The organism is Methanothrix sp. (assembly GCA_029907715.1).
In the GTDB taxonomy this organism is placed as follows: domain Archaea; phylum Halobacteriota; class Methanosarcinia; order Methanotrichales; family Methanotrichaceae; genus Methanothrix_B.
Map to the genome: position 1 here is coordinate 151,405 of JARYLI010000001.1, position 26,968 is coordinate 178,372.

At 54.8% G+C, this 26,968-nt stretch carries 31 protein-coding genes; 19 read left to right on the forward strand and 12 right to left on the reverse strand.

Features of this window, described 5'->3' with window-relative positions; all coding sequences use genetic code 11:
• Nucleotides 1–17 precede the first annotated feature (17 nt).
• Nucleotides 18–332 carry a winged helix-turn-helix transcriptional regulator gene (locus QHG98_00650; protein MDH7596243.1) on the forward strand — a complete coding sequence of 105 codons (315 nt, stop codon included), beginning with the start codon at nt 18–20 and terminating at the stop codon, nt 330–332.
• A 54-nt stretch (nt 333–386) separates the two neighbouring features.
• Here QHG98_00650 and QHG98_00655 read toward each other — a convergent pair whose 3' ends face one another.
• Nucleotides 387–524, reverse strand: coding sequence for a hypothetical protein (locus tag QHG98_00655; protein ID MDH7596244.1), 138 nt, complete (start codon nt 522–524; stop codon nt 387–389).
• Nucleotides 525–689: 165 nt separating this feature from the next.
• A complete protein-coding gene (locus tag QHG98_00660) occupies nt 690–1,475 on the reverse strand; it encodes a hypothetical protein (GenBank protein MDH7596245.1) in 786 nt (261 codons plus the stop codon).
• 494 nt (nt 1,476–1,969) lie between these two features.
• Between QHG98_00660 and QHG98_00665 the strand changes: the two genes are divergently transcribed.
• From QHG98_00665 to QHG98_00730, 14 genes are all read left to right on the forward strand, one after another.
• The gene (locus QHG98_00665; GenBank protein ID MDH7596246.1) at nt 1,970–2,845 is read left to right on the forward strand and encodes a sulfurtransferase; all 876 of its coding nucleotides are present in this window, start codon (nt 1,970–1,972) and stop codon (nt 2,843–2,845) included.
• A gap of 4 nt (nt 2,846–2,849) precedes the next feature.
• Nucleotides 2,850–4,202 carry a rhodanese-like domain-containing protein gene (locus QHG98_00670; protein ID MDH7596247.1) on the forward strand — a complete coding sequence of 451 codons (1,353 nt, stop codon included), beginning with the start codon at nt 2,850–2,852 and terminating at the stop codon, nt 4,200–4,202.
• 3 nt (nt 4,203–4,205) lie between these two features.
• Nucleotides 4,206–4,622, forward strand: a complete 417-nt coding sequence (locus QHG98_00675) for a CoA-binding protein (GenBank protein MDH7596248.1) — start codon at nt 4,206–4,208, stop codon at nt 4,620–4,622.
• Nucleotides 4,623–5,175: 553 nt separating this feature from the next.
• Nucleotides 5,176–5,928, forward strand: a complete 753-nt coding sequence (locus QHG98_00680) for an anaerobic ribonucleoside-triphosphate reductase activating protein (GenBank protein MDH7596249.1) — start codon at nt 5,176–5,178, stop codon at nt 5,926–5,928.
• The gene (locus tag QHG98_00685) at nt 5,925–6,473 is read left to right on the forward strand and encodes an AAA family ATPase (protein ID MDH7596250.1); all 549 of its coding nucleotides are present in this window, start codon (nt 5,925–5,927) and stop codon (nt 6,471–6,473) included. The genes QHG98_00680 and QHG98_00685 overlap by 4 nt, the downstream gene beginning before the upstream one ends.
• A gap of 160 nt (nt 6,474–6,633) precedes the next feature.
• Nucleotides 6,634–6,792: a hypothetical protein gene (locus QHG98_00690; GenBank protein MDH7596251.1), complete on the forward strand. Its 159-nt coding sequence runs from the start codon at nt 6,634–6,636 to the stop codon at nt 6,790–6,792.
• Entirely contained in the window at nt 6,789–7,241 is a 453-nt protein-coding gene (locus QHG98_00695; GenBank protein ID MDH7596252.1) for a hypothetical protein, read from the forward strand. Before QHG98_00690 ends, QHG98_00695 begins: the two co-directional genes overlap by 4 nt.
• Nucleotides 7,238–7,759 carry an imidazoleglycerol-phosphate dehydratase gene (locus QHG98_00700; GenBank protein ID MDH7596253.1) on the forward strand — a complete coding sequence of 174 codons (522 nt, stop codon included), beginning with the start codon at nt 7,238–7,240 and terminating at the stop codon, nt 7,757–7,759. Before QHG98_00695 ends, QHG98_00700 begins: the two co-directional genes overlap by 4 nt.
• 270 nt (nt 7,760–8,029) lie before the next feature.
• Nucleotides 8,030–8,563 carry an alpha-ribazole phosphatase CobZ gene (gene cobZ, locus QHG98_00705; protein MDH7596254.1) on the forward strand — a complete coding sequence of 178 codons (534 nt, stop codon included), beginning with the start codon at nt 8,030–8,032 and terminating at the stop codon, nt 8,561–8,563.
• A gap of 5 nt (nt 8,564–8,568) precedes the next feature.
• Nucleotides 8,569–9,321 carry an adenosylcobinamide-GDP ribazoletransferase gene (gene cobS / locus QHG98_00710; protein ID MDH7596255.1) on the forward strand — a complete coding sequence of 251 codons (753 nt, stop codon included), beginning with the start codon at nt 8,569–8,571 and terminating at the stop codon, nt 9,319–9,321.
• Nucleotides 9,321–9,923 (forward strand): NTP transferase domain-containing protein, encoded by a 603-nt coding sequence (locus QHG98_00715; protein ID MDH7596256.1) that lies wholly within the window; start codon nt 9,321–9,323, stop codon nt 9,921–9,923. The genes cobS and QHG98_00715 overlap by 1 nt, the downstream gene beginning before the upstream one ends.
• Nucleotides 9,920–10,285 (forward strand): hypothetical protein, encoded by a 366-nt coding sequence (locus QHG98_00720; GenBank protein ID MDH7596257.1) that lies wholly within the window; start codon nt 9,920–9,922, stop codon nt 10,283–10,285. The genes QHG98_00715 and QHG98_00720 overlap by 4 nt, the downstream gene beginning before the upstream one ends.
• A gap of 435 nt (nt 10,286–10,720) precedes the next feature.
• On the forward strand, nt 10,721–11,482 hold the full coding sequence (locus tag QHG98_00725) for a hypothetical protein (protein MDH7596258.1): 762 nt from the start codon (nt 10,721–10,723) through the stop codon (nt 11,480–11,482).
• 53 nt (nt 11,483–11,535) lie between these two features.
• Nucleotides 11,536–12,267, forward strand: coding sequence for a metallophosphoesterase (locus QHG98_00730; protein MDH7596259.1), 732 nt, complete (start codon nt 11,536–11,538; stop codon nt 12,265–12,267).
• Nucleotides 12,268–12,287: 20 nt separating this feature from the next.
• Here the strand turns inward: QHG98_00730 and QHG98_00735 are convergent, their stop codons facing one another.
• From QHG98_00735 to QHG98_00745, 3 genes are all read right to left on the reverse strand, one after another.
• Nucleotides 12,288–13,616: a NosD domain-containing protein gene (locus QHG98_00735; GenBank protein MDH7596260.1), complete on the reverse strand. Its 1,329-nt coding sequence runs from the start codon at nt 13,614–13,616 to the stop codon at nt 12,288–12,290.
• Between the two features lie 4 nt (nt 13,617–13,620).
• Entirely contained in the window at nt 13,621–14,697 is a 1,077-nt protein-coding gene (locus QHG98_00740; GenBank protein ID MDH7596261.1) for a pentapeptide repeat-containing protein, read from the reverse strand.
• A 101-nt stretch (nt 14,698–14,798) separates the two neighbouring features.
• Nucleotides 14,799–15,479 (reverse strand): hypothetical protein, encoded by a 681-nt coding sequence (locus tag QHG98_00745; protein MDH7596262.1) that lies wholly within the window; start codon nt 15,477–15,479, stop codon nt 14,799–14,801.
• A gap of 431 nt (nt 15,480–15,910) precedes the next feature.
• Between QHG98_00745 and QHG98_00750 the strand changes: the two genes are divergently transcribed.
• The 3 genes from QHG98_00750 to priL all read left to right on the forward strand — a co-directional run bounded on the left by QHG98_00750 (nt 15,911) and on the right by priL (nt 18,361).
• Nucleotides 15,911–16,219 carry a transcription factor S gene (locus QHG98_00750; protein MDH7596263.1) on the forward strand — a complete coding sequence of 103 codons (309 nt, stop codon included), beginning with the start codon at nt 15,911–15,913 and terminating at the stop codon, nt 16,217–16,219.
• Between the two features lie 406 nt (nt 16,220–16,625).
• Nucleotides 16,626–17,357, forward strand: coding sequence for a DNA polymerase sliding clamp (locus tag QHG98_00755; protein MDH7596264.1), 732 nt, complete (start codon nt 16,626–16,628; stop codon nt 17,355–17,357).
• The gene (gene priL / locus QHG98_00760; GenBank protein ID MDH7596265.1) at nt 17,354–18,361 is read left to right on the forward strand and encodes a DNA primase regulatory subunit PriL; all 1,008 of its coding nucleotides are present in this window, start codon (nt 17,354–17,356) and stop codon (nt 18,359–18,361) included. The genes QHG98_00755 and priL overlap by 4 nt, the downstream gene beginning before the upstream one ends.
• Before the next feature lie 477 nt (nt 18,362–18,838).
• Here priL and aroA read toward each other — a convergent pair whose 3' ends face one another.
• The 3 genes from aroA to QHG98_00775 all read right to left on the reverse strand — a co-directional run bounded on the left by aroA (nt 18,839) and on the right by QHG98_00775 (nt 22,984).
• On the reverse strand, nt 18,839–20,122 hold the full coding sequence (aroA, locus tag QHG98_00765; GenBank protein ID MDH7596266.1) for a 3-phosphoshikimate 1-carboxyvinyltransferase: 1,284 nt from the start codon (nt 20,120–20,122) through the stop codon (nt 18,839–18,841).
• A gap of 437 nt (nt 20,123–20,559) precedes the next feature.
• Entirely contained in the window at nt 20,560–22,041 is a 1,482-nt protein-coding gene (locus tag QHG98_00770) for a hypothetical protein (protein MDH7596267.1), read from the reverse strand.
• Nucleotides 22,042–22,051: 10 nt separating this feature from the next.
• A complete protein-coding gene (locus QHG98_00775; protein ID MDH7596268.1) occupies nt 22,052–22,984 on the reverse strand; it encodes a hypothetical protein in 933 nt (310 codons plus the stop codon).
• A gap of 128 nt (nt 22,985–23,112) precedes the next feature.
• Here QHG98_00775 and QHG98_00780 point away from each other — a divergent pair, with 128 nt between their 5' ends.
• Nucleotides 23,113–23,523 carry a hypothetical protein gene (locus QHG98_00780; protein ID MDH7596269.1) on the forward strand — a complete coding sequence of 137 codons (411 nt, stop codon included), beginning with the start codon at nt 23,113–23,115 and terminating at the stop codon, nt 23,521–23,523.
• Between the two features lie 21 nt (nt 23,524–23,544).
• On the opposite strand, the gene QHG98_00785 is transcribed toward QHG98_00780, so the two are convergent.
• Genes QHG98_00785 through QHG98_00800 form a run of 4 tightly spaced genes read right to left on the reverse strand, consistent with a single transcriptional unit; the run spans nt 23,545 to nt 26,966 of the window.
• The gene (locus QHG98_00785) at nt 23,545–24,303 is read right to left on the reverse strand and encodes a dipeptide/oligopeptide/nickel ABC transporter ATP-binding protein (GenBank protein ID MDH7596270.1); all 759 of its coding nucleotides are present in this window, start codon (nt 24,301–24,303) and stop codon (nt 23,545–23,547) included.
• Complete coding sequence (locus QHG98_00790) at nt 24,294–25,223, reverse strand: ABC transporter ATP-binding protein (protein MDH7596271.1); 930 nt, start codon at nt 25,221–25,223, stop codon at nt 24,294–24,296. Before QHG98_00790 ends, QHG98_00785 begins: the two co-directional genes overlap by 10 nt.
• Nucleotides 25,210–26,043, reverse strand: a complete 834-nt coding sequence (locus QHG98_00795; GenBank protein ID MDH7596272.1) for an ABC transporter permease — start codon at nt 26,041–26,043, stop codon at nt 25,210–25,212. Before QHG98_00795 ends, QHG98_00790 begins: the two co-directional genes overlap by 14 nt.
• The gene (locus QHG98_00800) at nt 26,040–26,966 is read right to left on the reverse strand and encodes an ABC transporter permease (GenBank protein ID MDH7596273.1); all 927 of its coding nucleotides are present in this window, start codon (nt 26,964–26,966) and stop codon (nt 26,040–26,042) included. Before QHG98_00800 ends, QHG98_00795 begins: the two co-directional genes overlap by 4 nt.
• Nucleotides 26,967–26,968: the final 2 nt, after the last annotated feature.

Genomic DNA, 26,968 nt, shown 5'->3' on the forward strand with positions numbered 1-26,968 from the left:
AAAGGGCGTGAAGATTGATGTTGGCAGAGAGGGTGACCAGTGAGCTTGAGATGCTCAAGAGGCATCTGACGATCCTGAAGTGCGTGGTGGAGAACGAGCCCATAGGCATACTCAAGCTGGCAGAGGAGACGAAGATACCCAGCCACAAGGTGCGCTACTCTCTCAGGGTCCTCGAGCAGGAGGGGCTCATAGCAGCCTCCGCTCCGGGGGCGATCACCACTTCCGCGACCGGTCCCTTCCTGGAGGGGCTGGATGCGATGATCGAGGAGATCGTGAAGGCGACGCTGGAGCTCAAGCGCATCGAGATACCACGCAGGCGCAGGGAGGTGTGACTCAACAGCAGCGCAATCTCTTTGACGGCACTCAAGCAATGCAGCGCAAATAGGTCAGCGCCTTGGCTGGAACATCCTCATCGGGCACCTGTCAGAGTCTCTGCCCGCCTGGGTCTCGTTTCCCAGAGTGGCGCACATCCCCTTACTTTTATCTATGGGCTGGTAGAATCTGCAGTCTTCACATGTTGGCATATTGATCAGACCACATTACCAGTCATCGATATAAAAGTCCATCCCCGGCGCGCTCTGATGCGCACCGGTACAGCTGCATGTCATCTCAGATCCAGGCTGAGGCAGGATTGCTGCTGCATGCCTTCGTCATGCTTTTCCTGCGAACATCACAGGGAGGAACCCCGATTATATTCTCAGCATGTACGACCTCCCTGCGGCGAAGTATCTTGTCTGGACGTAGCGGTATCCGCCCCTGGAGACCGCGATCTTGTGGTTCATGTTGCCCAGAACTGTGAAGCTGATGGTGCCATCGATCAACCCATCATCTACGTCTCTGTATCGATATGTATCATCGACAACGACATCAAATCCCCTGAGAGTGCCTGAGGTCACGGTGATCATGGCAAGCCCGGCGTAATCCGGAGGGATGTACCTGCCGCCTGTTACATCAATGATCACAGCACTGCTCGGGAGGTTGTCCTTAACAAAGAGCAGTATGTGCCGGCCCGGGGTATCAGCATAGAAGCTAAGATAGCTGTATGTGCCGAACCAGTACCTCCTGGTGTTCGTGCTCCCGCTCGGGTATATCTCGATGAGGTCTCCAGGTCCCGCATACGGCGCTGTCGCAACCAGTGAGACCGTGCCGCCCAGCGGGCAGGTCGTGTACTGCCTCCACGCGCGACCGTCTGCGATCCAGAGCATGTTCGCGCCTGATAGCATTGATCTGTACGATGAGAAGCTCACCTCCCTGCTGCCGAAGTAGACAGCCTGAGGCTGATTCTGCTCCAGATCAAAGCTCATGAGCGCCTCCGGGGCGGAGTCGCTGGCAGACTGTCCCGCGCTTACATCCTGCGCATACGATACCTCCCCTGAAACCGGGGTCTCTCCCTCGCCTTCGATCCACTCCTCAGCCAGCCCGCCTGAGAGCAAAAGCGAGAGAACGACAGGAACAAGAATTTTCCACGATGGCATGATATGCGATTATAATTTTATGTTATAAAAATTTTTGTGACTTTTTCATGGTGTTCTGTTCTAGAGTCCTAACTTCACATAACAACCATCCTGCGTGAGATAACGTATTTGTCAATATCGTGAGCTTATAGTATTCCGTATAAGTTGATATAATATTGCACGCCACATAAAATCATCTATAAAGTATGACACATCCATTAGATTTTAAATGGATTTACATGAAGTGACGCAAAGGACTATAATTGAGTTACTGCTCAAGTGAAGCCGGCTATCATCGGGCATGGTCGTTTATCCAGAAATCCGCCAAGAGGGCAATTTACCTCAACGGTTCGAGATACCGTAACAGAGCAGTAAAACCAACAATCTCAATATTTGCAATATGATTGTCAAAGATTTCTGGACTGAACATTCGCAGATCAGCTCTCGATACATTGAAATAGAATCCTGTAAGAACAGTATGCTGCAGTTCTGTTGCTGAGTGGGGTTTGAGTTCCATGAGAGAGTATCCGTATCCCTCAAAAGGTGAGGTCAGGTGGGTATCTCCGGACTGGCTGGATGAAAACATGGATAATGTTCGAACAATTGATGTCCAGCCGAATGTGCATGACTACATAATGGGCCACATCCCCGGGGCTGTTTACATGAACGAGGGGCTTCTGAGGGTTGCACGCAGGAGGCAGCCGGCCAGCTTCGTGCCGGCAGAGTCGATAGAGGCTGTGTTCAGAAGCATGGGGATATCCGGAGATGTGCCGGTGGTTGTCTACAGCGGCCCTGGAGTTTACAGCAGATGTGCCGCGGGGATTGGCGATGGTCTGGAGCAGACCATGGTCGCGTACGCGCTCGTGCGCTTCGGCCACCGCATGGTGCACATACTGGATGGTGGCATCGAGAGCTGGATGGAGTCCGGACGGAAGCTGACGAAGGAATTTCCTGATGTCCAGGAGGGTGGCTTCAGATCTGAGATAAGACGCGAGCACTTTGTGGAGATGGATGAGCTGAGGAGCATTATGGGAAGAGATGATGTCATTATATTCGATGCAAGGCCTGTCTCATCGTATGAGGGACAGGCCATGTGGATCAAGCCAGGGCACATCCCCGGCGCACACAGCCTTCCATGGAGGCGGTTGATGACGGAGAAGAACAGCCGTCTTCTCCGGGATGATGAGGAGCTGAGATCCCTGATTGGCGGCTTCGACCTGAAGGGCAGGAGGATAATCGTATACTGCGGCACGGGCAGGGAGGCAACAAACGAGTATCTGTTCTTCAAATACTATCTCGGACATCCGGATGTCAGGATCTACGAGGGGTCCTTCACGGAGTGGTCCTCCTATCCGGAGAACCCGACGGTCACAGGCCCGAATCCATGGTGAGAGCATGCTCTTTGAGAGGATATCATCCGAGGGTCTGGCGCATCACTCGTACATCGTGGGCGACCGCGGGAGCGCTGTTGTCATAGATCCGAGGCTGGATTGCGATGTTTATGTGGATATAGCCTCGAGAAACGGTATGCGCATAACAGACATCCTTGAGACGCACAGGAATGAGGACTACGTCATAGGTTCCGTTGAGCTCTCCGCCCTTACGGGAGCATCTGTCTGGCACGCGGATCCTGAGCTCGATTACCTGTACGGCGCGCCCGCCAGAGATGGGCAGGTATGGCAGATCGGCTCCTGGCAGATCGAGGCGATATCAGCGCCCGGCCACACGCTCGGCTCTATGGCCTACCTTCTGAAGGATCGCGCCGGGGTTCCACATGCGGTCTTCACCGGAGATGCGATCTTCGCGGGCGATGTCGGGCGCGTTGATCTCCTCGGCATGGACCGCGCTGAGGAGCTTGCGGGCATGCTCTACGAGAGCATCTTTCAGAGAATACTCCCGCTGGGCGATGGTGTCCTCCTCTGCCCGGCGCATGGGGCTGGCTCTGTCTGCGGGTCTGCGATAACTGACCGCCCCTGGACGACGGTGGGGATGGAGCGGCTCCACAACCCGAAGCTGAGGGCGGGAAGCAGGGCTGAGTTCGTCAGAACTGTTGCTGTTGAGCTCGAGAGGCCCCCGTACTTCAGGCGGATGGAGGAGCTGAACATAAAGGGTCACAGGCTCAATAGGAGTGCCATCCCTCCCCTCTCCCCGGAGGTGGTCAGAGAAGCTCTCGATGAGTGTGTTATTCTTGATACAAGATCTGAGGTGGCATACGGCGGGGCCCACATACCGGCATCGCAGTTCATATGGATGGATGGGCTGTCCGCACTCGCAGGATGGTTTTTATCTTATGATATGCCGTTAATCCTGGTGGGCGATGAGATCGAGAGGGCGGCCAGAGTTCTGATGAGAATGGGCTATGATGATATCTCAGGATACCTCAGTGGGGGAATGCTGGCCTGGCACATGGCCGGTCTCGAGAGCAGCTCTGTGAGAACCGTGACCGTCCAGGAGCTATGCAGGCATCTGGACCAGGGCGGCAAGGCATGGATACTCGATGTGCGATCAGATGAGGAGGTCTCTGAGGAGAGCATAACCGGAGCGCATCACATCCATGTCACACAGCTGCCCCGCAGGATGGACGAGGTGCCCAGAGAGAGAGCGGTCTACATATTCTGCGGCAGCGGCATGCGCTCCATGGTGGCAGCATCGTTCCTCAAGAGGCATGGCTGGAAGAGCATAGCGGTTGTTCTCGGAGGTCTGGCGGGCTGGAAGAGCGTGACATGCCCTGTTGTGAGGCGGGTGTGATCCGTGCCCATTCTGAGGGGTGAGGAAGAACTGAAAAAGGTGTTAAAAGGGTCCAGGACTGTGGCGGTGCTGGGCGCCTCCACCGATCCCCACAAGCCCAGCTTCTTCGTATCGCTGGTGGTAAGGACGTACGGCTTCAGGATGTTCTTCGTCAATCCGAACCATGCGGGGGAGGAGATCCTGGGGGAGCGTGTCTATGCATCACTAAGAGACATACCGGTTGATATAGACATCGTGGACGTGTTCAGAAGGCCATCCGCAGCCAGGGAGGTGGCGGAGGAGATCAGAGCAAAGGGATGCAGGACCGTCTGGTTCCAGCCGGGCACTGAGGACATGACCGTGGTAAGGGAGCTCGCAGACGAGGGCTTCAACGTTGTGGTGGGCTGCTGCATGAAGGTCGAGTGCAGAAAGCTTCTGTGAGACTGCCGGGATGGATCACATGGAATCTTTGGGACGACTGCGAACTGCGGGCCAAGAACGCTGAATGGCATTTCAGGAACCGACGTCCACTGGCATAAACGCCGCTCTTATCCATCTGATGGCTCTACAGAGGAGACGGTGGTTCTGCTATGCGTTCGTTTCGACTTATCTTCGAATGCGTCGAAGCGTTTCGACGAAGTCGAAACTGTCGAAACCCTTCGACTATGCCGAATGCGTGGTGATTGAATGAGCGCTTTCATCGACCACATTACACAACCTCCAGGTTGTCAAGCAAATAGAGAGCTGATCGCGAATTTTGCAGTGCCACATACTGTTGATCTCAGTGATACGAGCAAACGACATGAATCTCAGTGAAGTAACTTTATAGGCTTTGATCTTATTCGACAGCTACGATCAGCATCACAGGAGCCTGCATGATTAAAGAAGTATCCTGCCAGCGAGCACCGATCCCTGACAGTACGTTCGGTGAGCAGGGCCTGCGACCTCCGATTAAGTTGGACCGGCAGGTCTCGAAAAACTGGAAGGAGGGCAGATGATGATGGTGAACCTCGGTGGAATCGTGCCACTCTCCACTGTTGACTGGCCGGGGAGGGTCTCTGCAGTGATCTTTCTGAGAGGGTGTCCATTCAGATGTCCGTTCTGCCAGAACGCGGAGCTTCAGAGCGGATGGACACCTGTGGACATCTCAGAGCTGATGGATCGCCTCTTTCCCAGAAGGGGCGCGGGCCAGAGCATACTCCACGAGTTCAGCGGATCTCTGCGCATCGACTCCGTCGTTCTCTCAGGAGGTGAGCCGCTCGCGCAGAGAGAGGCTGCCCTTGCTATAGCGCGAGAGGTAAACGCACGCGGCCTCGATCTGGGGGTCGAGACGAACGGTTACCATCCGGAGACCCTTGAGGCTCTGATATCCGAGGGATATCTGCGCATGGTCTTTCTCGACATCAAGGCAGCCCCCAGGGAGGATGCGTACCTCAGGGCAACGGGGTATCAGCGCAGAGACACACTCCAGCGGGTTCTCAGGAGCCTGGATGTGATTGTGGAGAATCATGTACCGTTCGAGATAAGGATCACCGTCTTCCCCGGGATGCCCTCGGAGGATGAGCTGAAGGAGATCTCCGATCTTCTGCAGCATGTGGCACCCCGCTCCCTCGAGTCGGTCGTCCTGCAGCAGGGCATCCCTCCACGCGGCGAGTTCGAGCCCGTCTCTGAGGAGGATCTCAGGAGGTTTGCGCGATCGTTAAAGTTTAACGTCAGGATCAGATCCATGAGGAGGAGCGTTCCTTGAGGATCATCGGGTTCGTGGGGATGCCCGGCTCCGGAAAGAGCGTGGCATCTGATGTGGCGAGGGAGATGGGCATCAGGGTCGTGGTTATGGGTGACGTGATCAGGGCAGAGGCAAGGAGAAGAGGTCTGGAGCCGACAGATGCAAACCACGGGATGGTGGGGGATGAGCTCAGGCGAGCCGATGGGGAGGACGCGATCGCTAGAAGGTGTTTAGAAGGTGTGGGCAGGGATGAAACGATCGTGGTTGATGGAATAAGGAGCGGTGCAGAGGTGGAGTACTTCAAATCGGTGGCAGATCGATTCCATCTCATCGAGATATTCACCCCTCCTGAACAGAGACAGAGGAGGATCGCATCCAGAGGCAGACCTGACGATAAGAATTGCGAAGACCTCTCTGAGGCACTGAAGAGGCGCGATGCCCGGGAGCTCGGCTGGGGGATGGGCGAGGCGATAGCTGCAGCCGAGATGAGAATATGCAACGACCGTACCCTCGATGAGTTCAGGGAGAGTATCAGGGCGGTGCTGGAAGAGCTCTGCAGGTCCTGACCGGAAAAGCGCGGCTTCCCCATAGTCAGCATCACTGACGCCTGCAGCTGCAGTGCTCCTGCGTCTGGGCTGTCCTGAGGCGATGAGACCATCTGATTGCCGGCCCACTCCCGCAAGTTAAATATGTTTGCAACAAACAGACTCCTGGAGGTGAGATTGAATGTGCACAGTTGGAGGTGGCCCGGATCTCGGCGCGATTGAGGAGGGCCTGTCTGCCAAGGATTACATATGCCTGGACTGCGGAAACAAGTTCAAGGGGATGGGCAAAAGGCCGATGTGCCCCTCATGCAAATCCAGGAACGTAAAGCTCGAGAGATGAAGATCAGGATCGCAGACGACGAGATAGCGTACCTTCGTGGCAGCACGGGAACACTGGCATTAGCCAGGACGCTTGGCAGGCATTTCTTTCTTGAGACCGACCGGGAGGAGATCGTTTTATTCACAGATCCAGATGATCTCATAGTCGCATCCTCATTCGGCACCGGCGAGGCCATTGAGCGGGGGCTGAGATGCACGATATTCCACATCCGCGAGCTCGGCTCTCCGCTCATAGTGCTCCCGAAGGGGCATCCAGCCTCCCCAAGGCTCAGGGTGGTAGTATCTGTGGGAAAGAGGACGCGCTTGAGCTGCAGAATACAGCCCGGAACCCATCCGGAGCAGGATGTGCTCTGCGGGGCCGAGGAGATGGACGGGGTGGAGATTCACGGAACAGACGATGGCGCAGAGCTCGTCGGGTTTGAGGGAGAGGTACACATAGAGAAGCTATGACACCATCAGCACGCCGCACCACATACGAGACTGATGTGGATGTTCACATGGATCTCCACGGCACAGGGGAGGCCGAGGTCTCCACAGGCGTCGAGCTTCTGGACGACATGCTGAGAATGCTCGCAGCATCAGGGCGTTTCGATATCAGAATCAGAGCCAGAGGCGATGCGACCGGAGATCACCACCTCGTTGAAGACGTCGGGATAACACTTGGAAGCTGTCTTTCAGCAGTGAAGAGCGGCACCGGCAGCGCGATAGTGCCGTATGGGGACTGCACCGCTCTGGCTGCAGTGAGCTTTGGGGCTCCGGGGTTCAAAGCGATTCTGAAGCTCTCCTCTGAGAGCATCGGCGGAATGGCGCTGGAGAACCTGGAGCACTTCATGAGGTCCATGGCATACAACGGATCTTTCACGCTCCACGTTATCGCAGACGGCGGCGATGACAGGGAGAAGATCATTTCGGCGATGAAGGCCCTCGGAGCTGCGCTAAGGAATGCGATAAGGGATGGCGGAGTCTAGGAGAGATACCACTATCTTTGATGTTCCAGTTGTGACACAGCGGTCTCGCCCCGCATTCACGCTGATCCTCTCCAGAGATTCTCTGTTTGATATTCCAGCTGGAACTACCTCCACGCCATGAGCGTTTTCTCCGCCATCATCACTTCCGCTGGCTGAGAGCATCTTGCATCTGTGACCGGCCGAAAGATGGAAATCCTGGATTTTCGTGTCAGTGACAGCAGAAGGAATGAAAACAGAGATGCATGAGTCCGCAGATCTGAGGGGTGTGTGGTGAACGATGCTGCCTGGCGTCAGCTGCTCCTGAGGGACGGCTGGAGTTCCCGCCATCCCGCACCGGGAGGTGTTGTGATGGATATCGTTGAGGTTCTCAGGGAGGAGGGTATTACAGTTGATGAGATAGTCGCGACCGCTCTGGAGCTGTACGTCCCGCATCCAGGCGTCGAGACCCGCGAGAAGGCGGATGCTGTGTTCAGGAGGGAGCTGAAGATTGCGCTGTCTGACCCGAACCTAGCGCTTCTCATATACGCAGGGGTTCTTCTGGAGGAGAGGGGAAGGATGAGAATGCTCCCCAATCTGAGTGGGGAGGATTACGAGAGGGATCTCACGTATCTCATAGCCGATGAGGTGCTGGGCATGAGCATAGCGAAGTACATCGGCGGATACAAGGGAACATTCGAGTATGTCAGATATGATAAGGCAAAGCCCGGGATCCTCGCCAGGCTCGGCCCGTTCATGGACGATGTGATCGGCGGTCTCATCGGTGGCGTCTCCTCGAACATGTACACCAGGGCGGGATTCAGCTGAGAGATCTGCTCTTCGCAGTTAGGTCCGGCTTCGGCTTCCTCTCCACGATACCAGTTGGCATATCAATGGAGGGGATCGAGGCCCTGATGAGGCATGTCTACATCTTTCCAATCATCGGGCTCTCCCTGGGCCTGATCTTCGCAGCAGTGGCGTATCTCCTCGGCCTATTCCTGCCCCCGGATATCAACGCGATCTGCATAATGATCGCGATATACTGGGTCTGTGGAATAAATCACATAGACGGCCTCGCAGACTTCGGCGATGGTGTGACCGCGCACGGGAGCCCTGAGAAGAAGATAAAGGCCATGAAGGACGTGAACCTCGGATCTGGAGGGGCTGTGTTCGTGATACTGGTTCTCCTCGCGCTCTTCTCAGCGATCAGATCCATGGATCATGTGCTTCTTCCAGCTGCTCTTGTCGTCTCAGAGATTTCAGCAAAGCAGTCCATGCTGGCGTTTGCAGCGTTCACAGAGCCGTTTAAGGCAGGCCTGGGCCAGATCATGATAGAGAGGACCGGGAAGAGGGAGTTCCTCACAGGGCTTATCATCTCCTCAACCGCATCAGCTCTCCTCCTGAAGACAGCAGGAGTGATCATGCTGATGCTCTCCATACTATCCGCACTCCATCTGGCGCGCGTCTCAAGGAGAAACTTCGGCGGTGGATCGGGCGATGGCATAGGCGCATCGAATGAGATTGGAAGGGCAACAGCGCTCTGCGCAGCCCTCGTGCTGGGGGTGACGGGCTGGACTGTGTGGTGATGGCCGGAGGCAGGGGCACCCGGCTCGGAATGGGCGAGAAGCCGATGGTCCGTCTCTTCGGAAAACCGCTGATCGATTACGTCGTCTCCGCCATAAAACCACTGATCAGGAGGATGATCGTGGCCACGACCAGCGCCACACCGGAGACGAGAATATGGTCTCTGGGGAAGGATTTGGAGGTCACAGAGACCTCTGGCTCAGGCTACATCCCCGATATGATCGAGGCTGTTGAAAGATCGGGGATATATGGACCTGTGATGGTGATAATGGCGGATCTTCCCCTCATCACAGAGGAGATCATAAGAGAGGTAATTGATGTATACAGATCCAGACCGGAGCCTGCGCTCTCCGTCCATACCCCTCTGAGCCTCCACAGATCCCTCGGCAGACGGCCTGACGTGATCTTCAACTACTGGGGAGAGCTCATAGTGCCGGCAGGCGTGAACATCCTCAGGGGATCGAATATCTCAGAGGAGCAGGAGGATTTCCACCTCATCATGAACAGGATCGAGCTCGCGATCAACATAAATACACCTGAGGATCTCAGGATCTGCGAGAGCATCATCAGAAGACGCATGGTATCGCAGGGTGATATGGATTGAACGGGGACATTATCAGCATAGAGGGAGAGGTCTACAGGATCTCAGAGCTTGAGCTTCTAACAGGCGAGAGAAACCCGGCGAACGCCAGGGATTACATACTCCTGCTCGCGAAGGTGCTTCAGAACCCGATGAGGCTTCCGGAGCTGCTCAGGGAGTTCTGCACGCTGAGAAACACGCTCAGTGAGCCTGAGAAGGAGGAGCTGCGCATGGCACTCCTCAGGGTGCAGATAGACAGCGAGCTCAGGATGCATGAGGACATCCTGCGCTTCCAGCAGAGACGGTATGTGGCCCAGGTGATAGAGATACTCATCTTCAAGGAGCTTCTGCTAGCTCCCAGGGAGATCGAGGGCGATTTTGAGTGACTGCGAGACTCCATGTGGAACATGCCGCGGTTCGCTGAAACCAGTCCGTGCCTGAGGATCGCTTTCAGTGCGGCTTGGAGTGCTGTGTTGAATAATGTTTGAACGCTCTTATCCATCTGATGACTTGCCCAAAGAGACACCGCTCCTGCTCTGCCCTCCTTCCGGGGGAATGATCGCGTTCAGCAACCTCCAAGCATGACCCACAAGTTGTTGAATGCATAAGAGCGATGTTTGAAATCTGATAGCAGAGACCCAGTTCATACAAATTGCAATTATAGTAAAACCGATGGCCATCGACCTTTTAGGTATCAATTATTCAACACAGCAGCTTGGATAGCCCTGGAGAGCAGATGCGCAGCTCCGCTCTGATGCGCGCTGGCGCAATGCACATCCTCCCTGAGAGAACGTTTTTCATCCAGATGTTTATCTGAAATCATGAGCCAGTTTGTTTTAACGCCAGCGGCTGGAAAGCGTCTGATCGCAAGGGCTGTGGCCGCGCATCCTGCGGTCCGTGAGGCGATGCGATCTGGCACAGTGGTTATCATCGCAGGCACCACCAACGGTTACGTGGCTGAGGAGCTGCTGGAGCTGATCGGACAGAGGGAGGGTTTCTCGAGGCACAGATTCTTCAGGGGCATCACGCTTCCTCCATGGATGAAGACCAGCGAGACGGGCAGGCTTCCGGATGAACGCGACTTCCCCGGGGATGTGATAATAAGAGAAGGAGAATGGAGGAGAGGTCTGACGCTCTTCGATGTGGTCGATGATCTCTCCGAGGGGGATCTGATAATAAAAGGCGCAAATGCGCTCGATCTCCAGCGCAGGCAGGCCGCAGTCCTCGTCGGGCATCCACAGGGCGGGACGATCGTTGCCGCGCTCCAGGCCGCAGTCGGTCGCAGGGTCGGTCTGATTGTACCTGTGGGCCTCGAGAAGCGTGTCAGCGCAGACCTCATGGATCTCTCGCGCAGGCTGAACGCACCGGGAGCGAGGGGCCTGCGTCTTCTTCCAGTACCGGGCGAGATAATAACGGAGATCGATGCGATACGCATGCTCACAGGCGCAGAGGCAGAGATCATGGCAGCGGGTGGCGTCTGCGGCGCGGAGGGCAGCGTGTGGATACATCTACAGGGAGATCAGGCTGCCTCAGAGCTCATCAGATCGATATCCTCCGAGCCGGCCTTCGACCTCTGCCCGTAAAAGTGCGATGCATAAATTACCTGCAGGGGATCAGGTGCAATGGGTGGGTTCAGGTGAGGTTTCTACCGGTCGCAGGAGATGCTGTCCTCATCGCAGAGGGCAAACACAGGGCCATGGTGGTTGCGGATGTGCACCTCGGCATCGAGTACGAGCTGTGGCTCGGAGGCGCGAACGTTCCAAGCCAGACCGGAAAACTGCTCGATCGGCTTCGGGGGATGATCGATGAACACAGACCGGAGAGGCTGGTCGTGCTCGGCGACCTGAAGCACAACGTGCCCAGAACGAGCTGGCAGGAGAGGATCGAGGTGCCAGATTTCATCAGGAACCTCTCTGAGCTCGTGGAGGTCACCCTGGTCCCGGGAAATCACGATACCGGTCTCAGGGATCTTGCGCCCGGGGCTGAGGTGTGCGAGCCTGATGGTGTGGTGATCGATGGCATCGGGTACTTCCACGGCCACACCTGGCCTGACCCGGAGGTGCTCTCATCCAGAGCCCTAATCACAGCGCACCTCCATCCATCGGTGAGGCTCGTGGATCCGCTGGGAGCATCGAGGAGCGAGCGGGTCTGGGTGAGGGCATTCTCTGAGGAATACAAGAAAGAGGTTGTGGTCATGCCTGCCTTCAACCCGCTCTGCGGCAGCCTGCCCCTGAATGAGATGGGCGATGAGAGGGGCCCGCTCATGAAGCTCATCGATCTGAGCCGCTCCAGAATATATCTTCTGGACGGCACTTATCTGGGGAGGCTTGGAGAGATTATAGCAGCTCAGAGATATAAAAGGAGATGAGAAGAGCGAAAGAGTGGCTCTTATATGGCCAGGCCCTTCGCGTACGCAGGCACGCATCCAGAGACCGGCCATACAAACTCGACATCCATGAGCCGTTCATCCCAGGAGCTCAGCGGGAATCTGTCGATGTTTTTTCTATCCTCGCCGCTCGGTATTTCATATGCACCGCATACCTCCTGGCAGATGTGATCGCTGTAGTAGTTGCCCTCGCTGCCGCTGTCCCACATGTTCTTCCCGTAGTACACTGAGCTGTCCAGAGCACTCTGCCTGTTGTCGATCATCGCGTTGTGATAAAGCGTGTTGTCCGTGCTGTACATGTCCAGGTGTATGCCCACCCCATTCATCACCACACAGTTTCCAAGGATGGTGTTGTTTTCAGAGCTGGATATGTCTATACCCACTGCGTTGCCGCGCACACTGTTCCCGATAACCACGTTATCCTTTGATCCCTTGATCCTCACGCCGGCGACGTGGTTGCTGCTCACGTTATTCTTGTGAACCGTGTTGCACCTGCTCTCGTCTGAGATGATGATGCCATCCTCCGCGCTGTTGTGGACTGTGTTGCCTGAGATCAGATTGTTTGTCGCGCGCTCCGTTTTTATCCCGAAACCGTTTCCCCTGAGGATGTTTCCTGTGATATTGTTCTCGTAGGACTCGATGACCTCTATGCCGCACTCTCCGCTCCCATGGATGGTATTGCCCTCCACAACATTACCGCTGGACATGTTCAGAATCTCTATTCCAGCACCACGGCTCATGGACACGTTGTTCCCGGCGATCAGGTTGCTGGAGCCCTCGATCTCCACCCCGTCATGGAGGTTCTCCAGAATCGCATTGCCCTCCAGTACGTTATCAGCACCATGTACTATGATGCCACAATCATCATTTGCATCGATTCTGTTCCACCGTACCGTGTTGTTGCTTCCCCATATCTCGATACCCACTAGGCCGTTTCTGGTGATGCTGCTGTTGACGATGCTGCTGCCGGAGCCAGTTATCACGATCCCAGATCCTGTACACCCGCTCACATTGCAGCCATCTATCCGGCTGCCGTTTGAGCTGAGGATTATTCCGGAACCGCGGATTGTGATGCCGCTCAGGAGCACGCCATCCGCAAGTATCCTGATCCCGCCTTCGATTACCGCGCCCTCTTGACCTGTGATGCACACGGTTTTATTGACTGCCAGGCTCTCGCTGTATATTCCTGGCTGGAGATAAATGGTGTCTCCATCAGATGCGGAATCGAGCGCATCTCCCAGAGACCCGGTGGGCTGAACCTCGATATCTGCAGCACTGGCGGGGAGAGCAGGCTGCAGAGCGAGCATCATGATGAGCATGAGGAACCTCATGATCTCACCCGCTCAGGTCTGACTTCAGGCGATCGTCCAGAGAAGCACCATCGAGGTTGGCCTTTTTGAGCGACCTCAGCGTGAACTCGTCGTACTCAATGTTGCGCAGGCTCGCCCCACTCAGATCCACGTTCGTCATCTCGACCATGTGCATTGTCACATCATTCAGCGCCGCCCCTGCCAGGTTTGAGTTTGTGAGAAAGACCGTGTCCATCTTTGCCTTCCTCATCTTCACTCCATGCATATCGATGCCTCTGAGATCCAGGTTGAAGAGCGATGTTTTGTACAGGTTCGCGCCGCTCAGGTTCACTCCCGTCGTCTTCACAGAATCCAGCACCACCTCTGAGACGTCCGCACCTGCCAGGTTGGCCCCGCTGAGATCTGCGTAGCGCATCTTGCAGCTGCTCAGGTCCGCACCTCTCAGATCCGCCTCTGTGAGGTCCGCATAATCCAGGCTGGCGCTCCTCAGGTTTGCGCCGGTCATTCTCGCCCTCATCATGTATGATCGGGTCAGGTCAGAGCCGCTGAGATCCGTGCCCGTCAGATTCGCTCCGTATAGCTCAGCCCTGGAGAACTGGCTGTTACTGAATCTGCCACTGCTCATGTCAGCCCAGCTCAGATGAGCACCGACAAAGTTCGCATGGCTCAGCGATGCACCGGAGAAGGCCGCGCCTGTCAGATCCGTGCGGAAGAACCTCGTGCTCGTCATCTCAGCATCCTTCAGAGATGCATCATCCATCATGGCCTCTGTGCAGTCTGCCATCGTCAGATTTGCGCTGATGAGACTCGCACCGCTCAGCCGCGCGTTCCTCAGCTTCGCCCTCGATAGATCTGTGCCGTTGAGGTTCGCGCCGCTGAGATCCGCCATGCTCAGATCCGCGCCCGCCAGCGACGCGCCCTCAAGGTTTGCATTCACAAGCCATGCGGACCTCAGATATGCTCCACTCAGGTTTGCACCCCTGAGATCCGCGCCCGTCAGGTCCGACTGATTGAGATGTGCTCCGCTGAGATCCCAACCGCGCATCTCTGAGAAGCGAAGATCGGATCTATCACAGATATCCAGTGGATATGCGGTGCTCACCAAAATTGTAAAAATTATTATTTTATAACATGGATTCATGGTACCTCCTGGGCGCAGGTATGATATCCGGCCGCTTAAGGCAGGTTTGTGACACCATCAAATCAGGCATACCTCCACTTTGGGTTCAGAGAATCGAGGTACTTTATGTCGGAGAAGCTGTACGGCGCTTTATAGTAGCTGCTGTCTGTAACAACTCCGTAGTAGCTGTCGACTGCAAGCCATCTGTCGATGTTATCAGGATCTTCAACGATTATCCACAGATGTCCCTGGTTCTCAAACCCGCTCGGGTCGTACATGTATCTTATGTTATACCCGAACTCTGTATAAAGATTTGCCAGCTTCTGGGACCCGTCGTAGCACATTCCCAGAGGGGTCACAGGAAACATCGTAAGCCTGCTCACAGATTTGACGAACTCCTGATTGGTTGTCATGTTGTAAGATCTGTCCTTCTGGATCTCTGCTATGGGTATCACCTGCATGATTCCTGTGCTCTTCGGCTGCTCCATCCAGAGATCCGCCAGTCTGGGAGCCCCTCCGTTGGGCGTGAGGTAAACGACCTTACCGCTGGGAAGTCTGACAGTCACATATGACCTCTCAGGGGTCGCATCGTATCCATGTGAGACGAGAAAGAACGCGAGGTCCTGCACTGTTATGCCGATATCCTCATAGCTGGAGATCAGCAGCCAAAGATCGTTGACATCATCGGCGGACGAATGGCCGATGCTCAGCACGATCAGCAAAAAGATACATATAGCCCGGCTGCTGAGCGGCATCTCGGCCATCCCATAATAGCGTCGATGGCCTGTATACATATCTTTCGTCCCGACGCTGCTTCACCCATTTGAATTGCAGGTCATCCTGCTCCTCGCTGTTATTGAGGTCGTGTACCTGTATCATTGAAATCGGCACGCTCAACCCATCCAGATTTGTGGAATCCCCTCTATGCAGTCGTAGATTTCAGCAGAATCCATCAAGTGGTTCGAGCTGGTCATGTACCTGTATCATTGAGATCATCCGCATCGTCTCGGACCCACGCAGCATTCCGCCAGTACACGCTGAATTCTGACAGCCTGTTCGCTATTCGAGCAGATGACCCTCGAGCTCACGACCGCTCTTGGCCGCCTGGCTGTGCTCTGCGCCTCCATTTTGGCACGATGTTACCACAACCTCAACAATCGCAACCTTTAATATAGCACGGGTCGACCAGCTGGCGATGGAGTTCTGTCCAGCGTGTAAGAGCATGATGATCCCCAGAGATGGGATGATGGTATGCAGAAAGTGCGGGATGAAGATACCGAAGAGCTCGAACAACCCGATAGTCTCAGTGACAAACAAGCTCGAGAGGTCTGTGCCCGTGCTTGAGCAGGAATCTGCAGGCCTGCCGACAACAAAAGCGAAGTGCCCGGAGTGCGGGAACGATACCGCCTACTGGTGGCTCAGGCAGCTGAGAGCCGCTGATGAGTCTGAGGTCCGCTTCTTCAGATGCACAAAGTGTGGAAATACGTGGAGAGAGTATGACTGACTCAGCTGCTCCGGCCTAAAGACCAGATAAAGATCAGAGCATGCACTGATGAGAATGCACCGCTGCAACAGGCCGGATGACATCGGTCTGCAAGACCCAGCCTCGGGGGCTGCAACCCAAATGCAACACCCAAACTCAAATGCAATTTCAGCTTACGCATGCATCGGATTCAGCGCTGTATCCACCATACGTAGATACAGCCATTACTTTGCCGCTGCCTGTCGTCGTTTCCATGGAAACCGTCTCTCAGGAGCGGAGCCTTTTACAGGTCGGATGGCATATCAAAAGAGAATGCAGATCCTGTGGGCGGAGGTTTCCGCTACCACTGCACGCCAGGAGGTCCCGTGATGGATCACATGGAAAACTATATTAAATACTAGATACTTTCTTTTCTGGAGGCGCTAGGATGCTGAAGGCAGTTATTGATGCAGAAACCCTGCGGGATGCGATCGAGGCAGTATCTTCCTTGGTCGATGAGGTCAAGTTTACGATATCTGAGAAGGGTATCGAGCTCAAAGCGGTCGATCCGGCGAACGTCGCAATGGTCTCACTCAGGATCGATGCATCCGCGTTCGAGTTCTATCAGGCGACCCCTGGAGAGATCGGGGTCGATCTGGTGCGTCTGAGTGATTTGCTGAGCATGGCCGATCGAGGTGAGCGCGTGCGGCTCGAGCTGCTCGAGGATGAGCGAAAGCTGAAGATAGGTGTCGGCTCTCTCTCATACACGCTGAGCCTGATAGATCCGAGCGCGATACGCAAGGAGCCCAGGATTCCGGAGCTCGATCTGCCGGCGCATGTGACAATCCCGGGGTCGGAGTTCAGACGAGCGATCAAAGCCGCGGAAAAGGTAAGCGATCATGTGGTGCTGGGCGTGAAGGATGATGTGTTCTACATGGAGGCGAAGGGCGATATAGACGCCCTCAGGCTCACGATGCCCAGCTCCGAGCTTCTTGACATGAAGCCAGGCGAGGCGAGATCACTGTTCTCCCTGGATTACCTCTCTGACATGAGCAAATCCATAGGAAAGGCCCCGGAGGTGAAGCTCGAGATAGGTATCGATTATCCGCTGCGGATCAGCTTCAGGCTGAATGAGGTCCACGTCAGCTACCTCCTGGCGCCCAGAATAGAGCAGGAATGAGGAATTTCTGGTATCCGTTCACGCATGCAGCAGCAGAGGATATCAGGCGGATAGATGCCCCCCTTGAGGATGTGCTCAGGAGCAGGGCGTTCCAGCCTGTCAGGCGCAGGGCAGTTGAGCGTGTCCGCGGGGCGCTCCATGGAGAGATACCGGATGCGGACATGTCTGACAGCGTGAGGCAGAACGTCGAGCTCCTGTCGTATCCTCTCGCCAGGCTGATCGTCTCGTGCATTGACGATGACTATCTTCTGAGACGCTATGTCCTGGCGGAGGCGAAGCTCGCCCACAGGAGGCTGAGGATCTCGGATACAGAAGAGGTGCTGGAGCTTGCCAGAGATCTGGGTATGCGACCCCTATCAGAGGGGGAGAGATTCAGAATACACTTTGTCGATTTTGTGGTGTCAGCGGCAAGGTTCAGAAGCCAGAAGTGGAAGCTCATCAACAGAAACCTGGATCGTGGCTATCTCACAGTCACCCGCGAAGAGATGCTCCGCCTGATGGAGGAGAGGATCAAGGACAGGATACAGGAGGGGCTCCCGCTCGATGCCGGAAGCATATGCGAGGGCCTGTCGGATCAGCTGAAATCCATAAGAGATGAGCTCGAATCATCGAAGCGGAACGCCATGGTGGATCTCGGAGAGTTCAATAGAGATGCTCTGCCGCCGTGCATGAGAGAGCTGCTGGAGCAGCTCGCTGCCGGCAGAAACCTGGCACACACAGCAAGATTCGCGCTCACCAGCTTCCTTCTGAACATAAATCTGGGTGTCGAGGAGATAATTGGCATTTTCAACAACAGCCCCGATTTCGATGAGGAGATGACAAGATACCAGATCGAGCACATCGCCGGATCTACAGGGACGAGATACACGCCGCCATCGTGCTCCACAATGCTCACATACGGCAACTGCCCTGGTGGCGATGAGCTCTGCAGGCGCATAAGGCATCCGATAAGCTACTACAGGCGTCGCGTGAAGAGGACGCTGAAATCCGGTACTCCTTCCTGATGGAGTTCCTGCGACCCAGCAGGTTCTATGAGGAAGGTGCGATCCGGACGGTATGTTGCGCGTGTGCGTCTCTCGCTTGCTGCGAATTTTTGGTGCGGGAATTCATCTCAGATAGCGTAGAATGCGGCTTTTGAAACATGCTCAATGCGTTGACATGCGTCATCGGTTAAGATCGACATGTGTAGAATTGGACTTAATAGTCTTATCCTCAGTACTGCTATCAGGACTCAAGTCCACAGGCGGTCGATTTGAACCAAACTCTCCACTATGGGGGAGATCTCAATTTGTCAAATTTCGTGGTCAATATATTTACATAAAATCCTTAACCGATGACCACTGGAACATGCTCAATACGTTGAGGTAAATTGCCCTATGGGAGGATTTCTGGATGAACGGCTGCGCCAGAGCGGCTTCACTTGATCAGTAACTCAAGTACGCTCACGATATTGAGCAAATACGGCTTTGTATCACTCCATGTTAACCTGCTCCGGCCAGAGGATCGTTGATATGCAAATTCGCTCCAAGCCTTCTCATATCCTCAAAGAACGCCGGATAGGATACATCGACTGATTCCGATGTATCGATCCTTGTATCGCCTGCCACGATCCCTGCCAGGGTCAGAGCCATCACGATCCTGTGGTCGTGGTACCCGTGGAGATCCGCTCCATGCAGCTCTCCTCCCACAATCTCCAGACCGTCAGGTCTCTCCTTTATCTTTGCGCCCATCTTCGTCAGCTCGACCGCCATCGCATGGATCCTGTCGGTCTCCTTGTGGCGGACATGCTCCGCGTTTTTTATAACTGTATGCCCCTCGGCCACCGCCCCCAGCACCGCAAGCGTTGGCACGAGATCCGGGGTCAGGCTCGCATCTATCTCTGTGCCCTTCAGATCTGCCCGCGACACCCTGACCTCTCCCCTCGCGGTATCCCATGAAACGTCTGCACCCATATCTTTGAGAATCGCAACTATCGCAGAATCGCCCTGCCTCGAGGGGAACAGGCCCTGCACGGTCACAGTGCCTGCGAGAGCTGCCGCTGCCAGAGGATACGAGGCGGATGAGAAATCACCCGGAACCGTGTACTCCTGAAGCCTGTACCTCTGACCCCCATGCATGAAGAAGTGATTCCCATCAGCGTGTATCTGGGCCCCGGCATCTCTCAGGATATCCAGAGTGATCTCGGCATACGGCCTGGACTTCAGCTCGCCCTTTATCGAGATCGTCGTATCGCCACTTGAGAGAGGGCATGCTATCAGGAGGGCTGAGAGGAACTGAGAGCTCACGCTGCCATCCAGAGATGTTGATCCGCCCCTGATCCTCCCTCTTATTACAAGCGGAGCGCGATCGTTCCCTCTTATGGAGAACGCCTCAGCGCCGAGGTCGTTGAGCGCTTTGAGAAGCGGGCCGTTCGGCCTGCTGCGTATCGAGCTGTCGCCTGTGAGGACTGCGCCGTCTGTGAGCGCTGCAACCGCCGACATGAACCTGAGCGTCGTCCCGGAGTTCAGAACATCTATGACATTCTCAGGTGTCCTGGGCGTGCCGGAGACCCCTTGAATCTCAAGAGATTCTCCTCTGAAAGTCACACTGGCCCCAAAGGCCTCGCATGCCGTTATCGTGGCCCGGGTGTCTGCAGATATCAGCGGTCTGTGCACGCATCCCGAATCAGAGAGCGCTGTGATCAGCACAGCTCTGTGAGTGTAGCTCTTCGACGGAGGCGCGCATACAGTTCCAGAGATGGAGGAGCGTGAGACAGATACAATCATGTGAGGTAGAATCACGGTATGATATATTAAGAATGCGTGAGCCTCTGCAGGCGCAGTAAAAGATCGCGCTCAGATCGCGCTCTTGCGGATTTACCTGGGAGCGGTGGTGGCGGGTTGCTGAACGCACACATTTTTGTCATATCGTGCTGTGTTGAATGTTGTTTGAGAATCCAATAGCATATGGCCAATGCTCTTATCCATATGATAACTTACCCATGGAGGTACTGGTTCTGCTATGCATCCCTGGTGAATGAATGATTGCGTTCAGCAACCACATTGTACGACCCACATGTTGCCAAGCACATAAGAGCGAATGAGAATTCCTAAAAACCAACTTTTTTGATATAAAATCATCTATAAAATTACTCAGCGACATGGGCAGATCGTAAAAGGGGGTTAATAGGAATACTCACGTATAAGAGCGAAACCAGCATACCTCAAAGGGATCTCACCCATACCAGAGCGGAGATCAAAAGAAGAAGCGCCAGCGCGAATCTGGATGAATATGATTCAACCTCTCCACTCCGGACGGACTCGCTGACCTCAACCTCGGTGCGCTCTGTGCTGTTTTCCCTGCCCATATTCGGCATCTCCGTGGATCTCTTCTCCAGCTTGAGAGAAGGAACATCACAGCGGAACATGTTGTTCTCAGAATCAAAGTAAATCAGGTCAAACGGTGGAAGCATGCAGGAGTCGTTCCGGCAGCGGATCGACCAGGAGAAGGTTCTTGATGAGCCAGCAGCAAGAGCAAAGCTGAGGTCGTTCTTCCCGTTCAAAATCTCGATGCCCTCCGGGAACATTCTGTAGGCGCGGATGCCTGCATAACGGTTGCCGCTATTTTTAACATCCATGCGTATCTGGAACACATCCGGAGCTGATGAATCTCCCACATAACGTCTCGCCTCGACCTGCGGCCCGAACACATCGACAACAGGGCTCTCAGAGATCACGGTGTAAGTGCTGCCTGCCATCGAGTAACTGCAGCTCGCAGGTGGTAGAACCATACCCTCGCCAGGGCGCCTGGCCTTCACAGCGTAGCTTATGATCTCAGTCTCTCCTGGGGCGAGCTCGAACCTCTGCTCAGGCGCCTTCTCGGATTGAAATGCGTCTCCTGCGCCATCAATGAAACTCAGATTCAGCTTAACATTTCCTGTGTTCCTGACCGTATCGATCACGTAGTACGTCCTGCCAAAGGTCTGTGTATCCTGCACATGCTTGTGCAGCTCCAAAGGTCCGGCCACAGTTACGGGCATGAAAGATTCAGATCTGTAAATGTTGCCGTCTGCATCCAGATATTCTGCTGTCGCCACCACCTCAATACTCACAGTCTCAGGAAGGCTGGGGGCCAGGAAGCTGATCCTCTCCCTCCACACCTCTCCCGACTTCAGAAGAGATTTGCGCATGCCTCTTCTGAGATCTCCCTGTGGTATGGTCAGTGTATCTGATGGGGGCTCGTTGAGATCGAGGTCCAGGCGGATGTTCTCCGCGTCCCCATCCCCTCTGTTCTCCACGAACACATCCACTCCGATCCGATCTCCAGCATGATAGATGTCCCTGTCAGAGGCCATGCTGATTACAATCTCAGGTCGTGGTCCCATCCTGACTCCCAGAACCACCCGGGATTCGTTTAAGAGGTATCCTTCCCTGTAGACCTCCTTCAACTCGATTCCCAGCCTCTCCCTCCTGCGCTCGTCCCTGAGGACAAAAAGCTCGCCCTCCTTAATTACAGCTGAGGATATGGTGCCATTGCCGTGAATGCTGAGAAGAACAGCGGGATTTCCGGGCACGACAGAGACGTCGGAGAGCTCTATCGAATAACCATCCACCTCGACCATCTCGCCCGGATGAAGCTCTGCCTGGATGCTCTCGCCCCAGCCCGATGATGCAGACACCAGTAGATGAGCGGAGATCAGGAGCAAAACGACGGATCTAGCTCCTGGACAGGAGATAAACCGCAATGGCGATGATGAAGGCATAGATGTACATCTGATCACTCAAAACGTGATTCTGCCCCGCTGCTTCCCTCGCAACGGCCTGCTTTGTCGTTCTGAGGGCGCTCACCTCATCGGTCTTTGGAGCAGTATTAACAGAGCTGTTCTCAGATCTGTTGGTGTGCACACTGCCAGAAGGTTCTCTTTTCATGGAGCTCTGAGAGGGCTGAGAGGAATCCAGAGGGGTTTCAGTGTTCTGAGCTCTGCTGCGACCAGTCTCCTTTTTGATCACAACCCCCTTCGGAGCATATACCACCACCGCATCGTCCCGGATCAGATCAACTCTCCTGCTCCTACGGTACTCGATCTCTGTGTCTGGGTCCTTCCAGCGCACTGATATGTTGTGCCCGCCGCTCTCGAGCTTGATCTTGCCGACCTCGGTCATGGAGTTCTTTCTGGCAGCTGCACACCTCTCGAACTTATCGTCGATATAGAGGCACACATCGAGATCCCTGTCGTTCTCATTCTTGACCAGAACTGTCAGGTAGAACTTCTCCGGTGCATCGTTCTTCTCTGTGTAAAGTGTCACTGGCGTCTCATATTTTACATCGGTCGTCACAGATGATTCATAGCTCTTCCGCGTATCCTCATCCCACCAGCTTATCGTGAACCTGTGCTCGCCTTTTTCCAGATCATAAATGCCGAATTCGGCCTCGCTCTCTGATGAGACGTCCTTTGAATCGACGAGTCTGTCGTCTATGAACAGCGATATACGAAGCCGATCATCATCTCTGTTGAACACATAGACATGCACCGCGCTCGTATCTTCTACACCAGAACCGCTGCAGCTCCCGCGGTCAGAAGCAAGAGCTGCGACGCTCACAAGAGCGATGCAGACGAGCAGGGTATGCAAGGGCATTTTCTTAATCATTTGTAATATGTTATGTCATATTGCATGAATAAAAATTTATTTGTCATATTTAGTGACATTATTAATATTAATAATAGATTTTAATTCATATGACAAAAAGATTATATACAGCAGCCGCATCAAATACAATGCGTGGGATCTTGAACGACTGGATTCTCGGCCTGCTGGTCGCTGAGGGTATACCCCTTCTTGCGCTTGTTTACTACCTGGAGCACAGGAGGAGGATGTATCTGCTCGAAAAGGGGTGTGTGCCCGTGGAAACCCCGGAGAGACGGGCAGAGCGCAGGTTGTGCAACGGTCTTTTTCTCATGCTCTCCGGAGCCTTTGTGCTCTCAATGCCTGCCCTTGCAGGCATATTCGGAATTGAAATGCGGCCAGCTCTTGAGCAGGTCCTAGCCGGGTTTCTGATCACCTCTGCTGGACTCTCGCTGATCCTGGGCACAATTCTGCTCCAGAGGGCACGGATGCCTCTAAGGCGCCCCGAGAATTACGAGTCACATTCCATTCAGGATATGGGCAAGGGGGTATTGTGGAAGTGATACCAGGACCTGATCATCAGTTCAAGCATCGATCGTGGGAATCATGCGGCTCAGAGGTACTGTGGCTCTAGAATTCCATTTTTCGACCCGCCCCTTGAACACAACCATACCATCATGAAGCTCACAGACATGATCTGACATGAACCTTATCACAGCAGGGTGATGCGAGATGTAGAGGTAGCCCATGCCCCTTCTCCGCTGCACATCCCTGAGGAGATTCAGGATCTGCGCCTGGACCGAGACGTCCAGCGAGGATGTGGGCTCATCCAGTATCACTATCTTCGGGTTCAGCAGAAGAGCTCTGGCGAGCACGATCCTCTGGTTCTGTCCCCCGGAGAGCTGCCTGGGAAAGCGGCACAGAACCTCCTCAGACATCCCCACACCCTCCAGCGCATCTCTTATGATCTCCATATGCTCATCTCCCGGTATTCCAAGCAGATCCAGCACCTCCCGGAAGGACCTCTCTATTGTCTTCATCGGATTGAGCGATGATTCCGGATCCTGGAACACCATCTGCACAGCTCTTCTGAACCTTATGAAATCATGCCCTCTCATATCGCGCAGGTCACTGCCGTTGAAGATCACCGCTCCTGATGATGGGCGCTCAAGCCCTGCGAGTATCCTCGCCAGAGTCGTCTTTCCCGATCCAGAGGGACCGAAGAGCCCCATAGTCTGTCCTTCCTCGACCTCAAGTGTGACATTTCGGAGCACATGCCGCTCTCTGCGGAGGAGCAGCCCTTCATGGTACACCCTGCTCACATTCTGTGCCCTCAGGTACACCTCCAGCACCTCACAGATCTTCCACGTGATTTGTTGAGGGATGGCCTTTCACGCGAGCATGCGCTTGTCCTCAGCGGGCACCTTGGATGGAACCTGCATCCCTCAGGGGGATCGATCATCGATGGGGTGTTTCCAGGTATGGGCCTGAACCCGCGATCAGGCATGCTCTCACGGAGTGCTTTTGTGTACGGATGCGCCGGATCGCAGAGCACATCCTCTGTTCTTCCCATCTCCACGATCTCACCGCAGTACATCACAGCGATTCTGTCTGAGCTCGAAAGGGCGACATCGAGATCGTGGGTTATCATGATGAGGGACGCACCGCTCTCATCTCTCACGGATCCGATCAGCCCCAGCGCAGCATCCACCATTCCCTGATCCAGGCCCTTGGTCGGCTCATCCGCTATCAGTACCCTGGGCCTGAGAATCGAAGAGCATGCGATCATAGCCCGCTGGTTCATTCCGCCGGAGAGCTGAAATGGATACAAACGCCCGGCTCCGTTCAGTCCGAGGGCGCGGAGGAGCCCATCAGCCTCATGAAGGGCCCTCTGTTTCGGGAGATCGAGATGGATCAGCAGCGGTTCAGAGACCTGATCCAGTATTCTGTGGACGGGGTTGAGGGCTGCAGATGGGTTCTGGAATATGATCGCGATATCCCTGCCCCGTATGCGCGACATCTCCCGCTCGCTCAGCCTCATCAGATCCGTCCCCCTGTAGATCACCCTGCCCGTGACCCTCGCATTCTCCGGGAGAAGTCTCAGGACAGCGTTTGCAATCACAGATTTCCCGCATCCGGTCTCGCCCACGAGCGCCAGCGTTTCATGCTCATCGAGCGCCAGGGAGACATCGGATGCTGCCTTCACAGAGCCAGCAGGGGTGTCGAAGGTGACTGAAAGCTGGTGCAACTCAAGAAGCGACATTCTCGGTCACCCTGTCCTCCTCCAGGAGCATGCTCATGCTCACGAGCGAAAGAACTGAAAGCGTTATGCATATCCCTGGCGGCATGTACCACCACCAGCAACCATTTAAGAATCCACCTCTTGAGAATGCGAAGTTTATTATCATCCCCCAGCTCTTCGCGTTCGGATCCCCCAGCCCCAGAAATGACAGCGAGGCCTCGGCGATCATCGCTGAGGCAACGGTCAGCATGAATTTGGGCATGATCACGTGAATCGTATTTGGCAGAATATCTGTGAGGATTATATGTCTGTCAGAGAACCCGATGACCTTCGCAGCCTCCACAAACGCCATCTCCCTGACCTGGAGAACCCTGGACCGCACGATCCTGGCGAGCGAGGTCCACCAGAGGAGGCCCATTAACAGTGTGATCATGATGGCGCTTGGTTTCAGGAATGCGGCGACAACAATCACCAGAGGTATTTGTGGTATCATGAGGAATATGTCAGTGATTCCCATCAGCACCTCGTCCATCCATCCCCTGAAATAGCCTGCAGATGCTCCAGCAATGGTTCCTATCAGGGTGGCGATGATAGCAGATCCGAGACCGACGCCGAGTGAAACCCTCGATCCGAATATGAGCTCAGAGAGGATATCATTGCCCATGTCGTTGGTCCCCAGAGGATGATCCCGGCTCGGGCTCAGGTACGGCTCATACCGCTTCCAGGGATCGTGTGGAGCTAGGTACGGGGCGAGGACCGCCATGAGCAGAAATGCGAGAAGTACCAGAGCCCCCGGATTTGATAGCAGAGATCTTTTTGATGCTGAGAAGCCACAGCTCATCTGCCCCTCACCCTCGGATCAAGAAGGCCATAGAGTGCATCCGCGAACATGTTCGCTGTTATCACCATTACGGTTATTATGAGAAACGAGCCCTGAAGCACGGGGTAATCCCTGTAGAGAAGCGCGCTGTAGATGAGATCCCCCATTCCACGCATCGAGAAGACCATCTCTATGAAAAGTGCTCCGCTGAATATGAATCCAAAATCCAGAGCGATCAGTGTTATTATCGGAAGGGCTGCGTTTCTGAAGACATGCCTGAATAGGATCTGACTGTCGTGGAGTCCTTTTGCCCTCGCATACAGTGCATACAGACTCCTTCTCTCCTGGATCACGCTTCCCCTCATGATCATGTGGTTCCGGGAGGCTGAGAAGAGGCTCATCAGGATCACAGGAAGCATGATATGATGAACTATGTTTCCGGGAGAACCTGTGGTGTAAAAACCCTTCATTGGAACCCAGCCCAGCTGGAAACCAAATATGTAGAGGGATAGAATAGCCAGAAAGTAGGGTGGAGTGGAGTAGATGATGAGAAAGATGAACGTCTGCAGGCGAGAGCTCATGCTATTCCTCCAGCCGGCAAGCGCTCCGAGAAGCGTTCCCAGAAGAGCCCCGGTGATCACAGGCGGAGCTGCAAGAAGCAGAGTCCATTTCATCCTCCCCAGAACGAGCGGCAGAACCGGAGAATGGAAGTGGTACGAGTAGCCGAGATTCAGGCGCAGGATCTCCTTCCAGTACATGATGTACTGCTCTCTCAGTGGCAGGTCCAGCCCCATCTCTCTCCTCATCTCCTGCACCAGATCATCGCTCAGAATCACATCCTCGCCGAGGAGGTTCGTCATGGTATCGCCGGGCATCGCCCTCGGTATGGCGAAGTTCAGCGAGAGTATGACAAAAAGTGAGATCACATACCTGGCAGGATTCATCC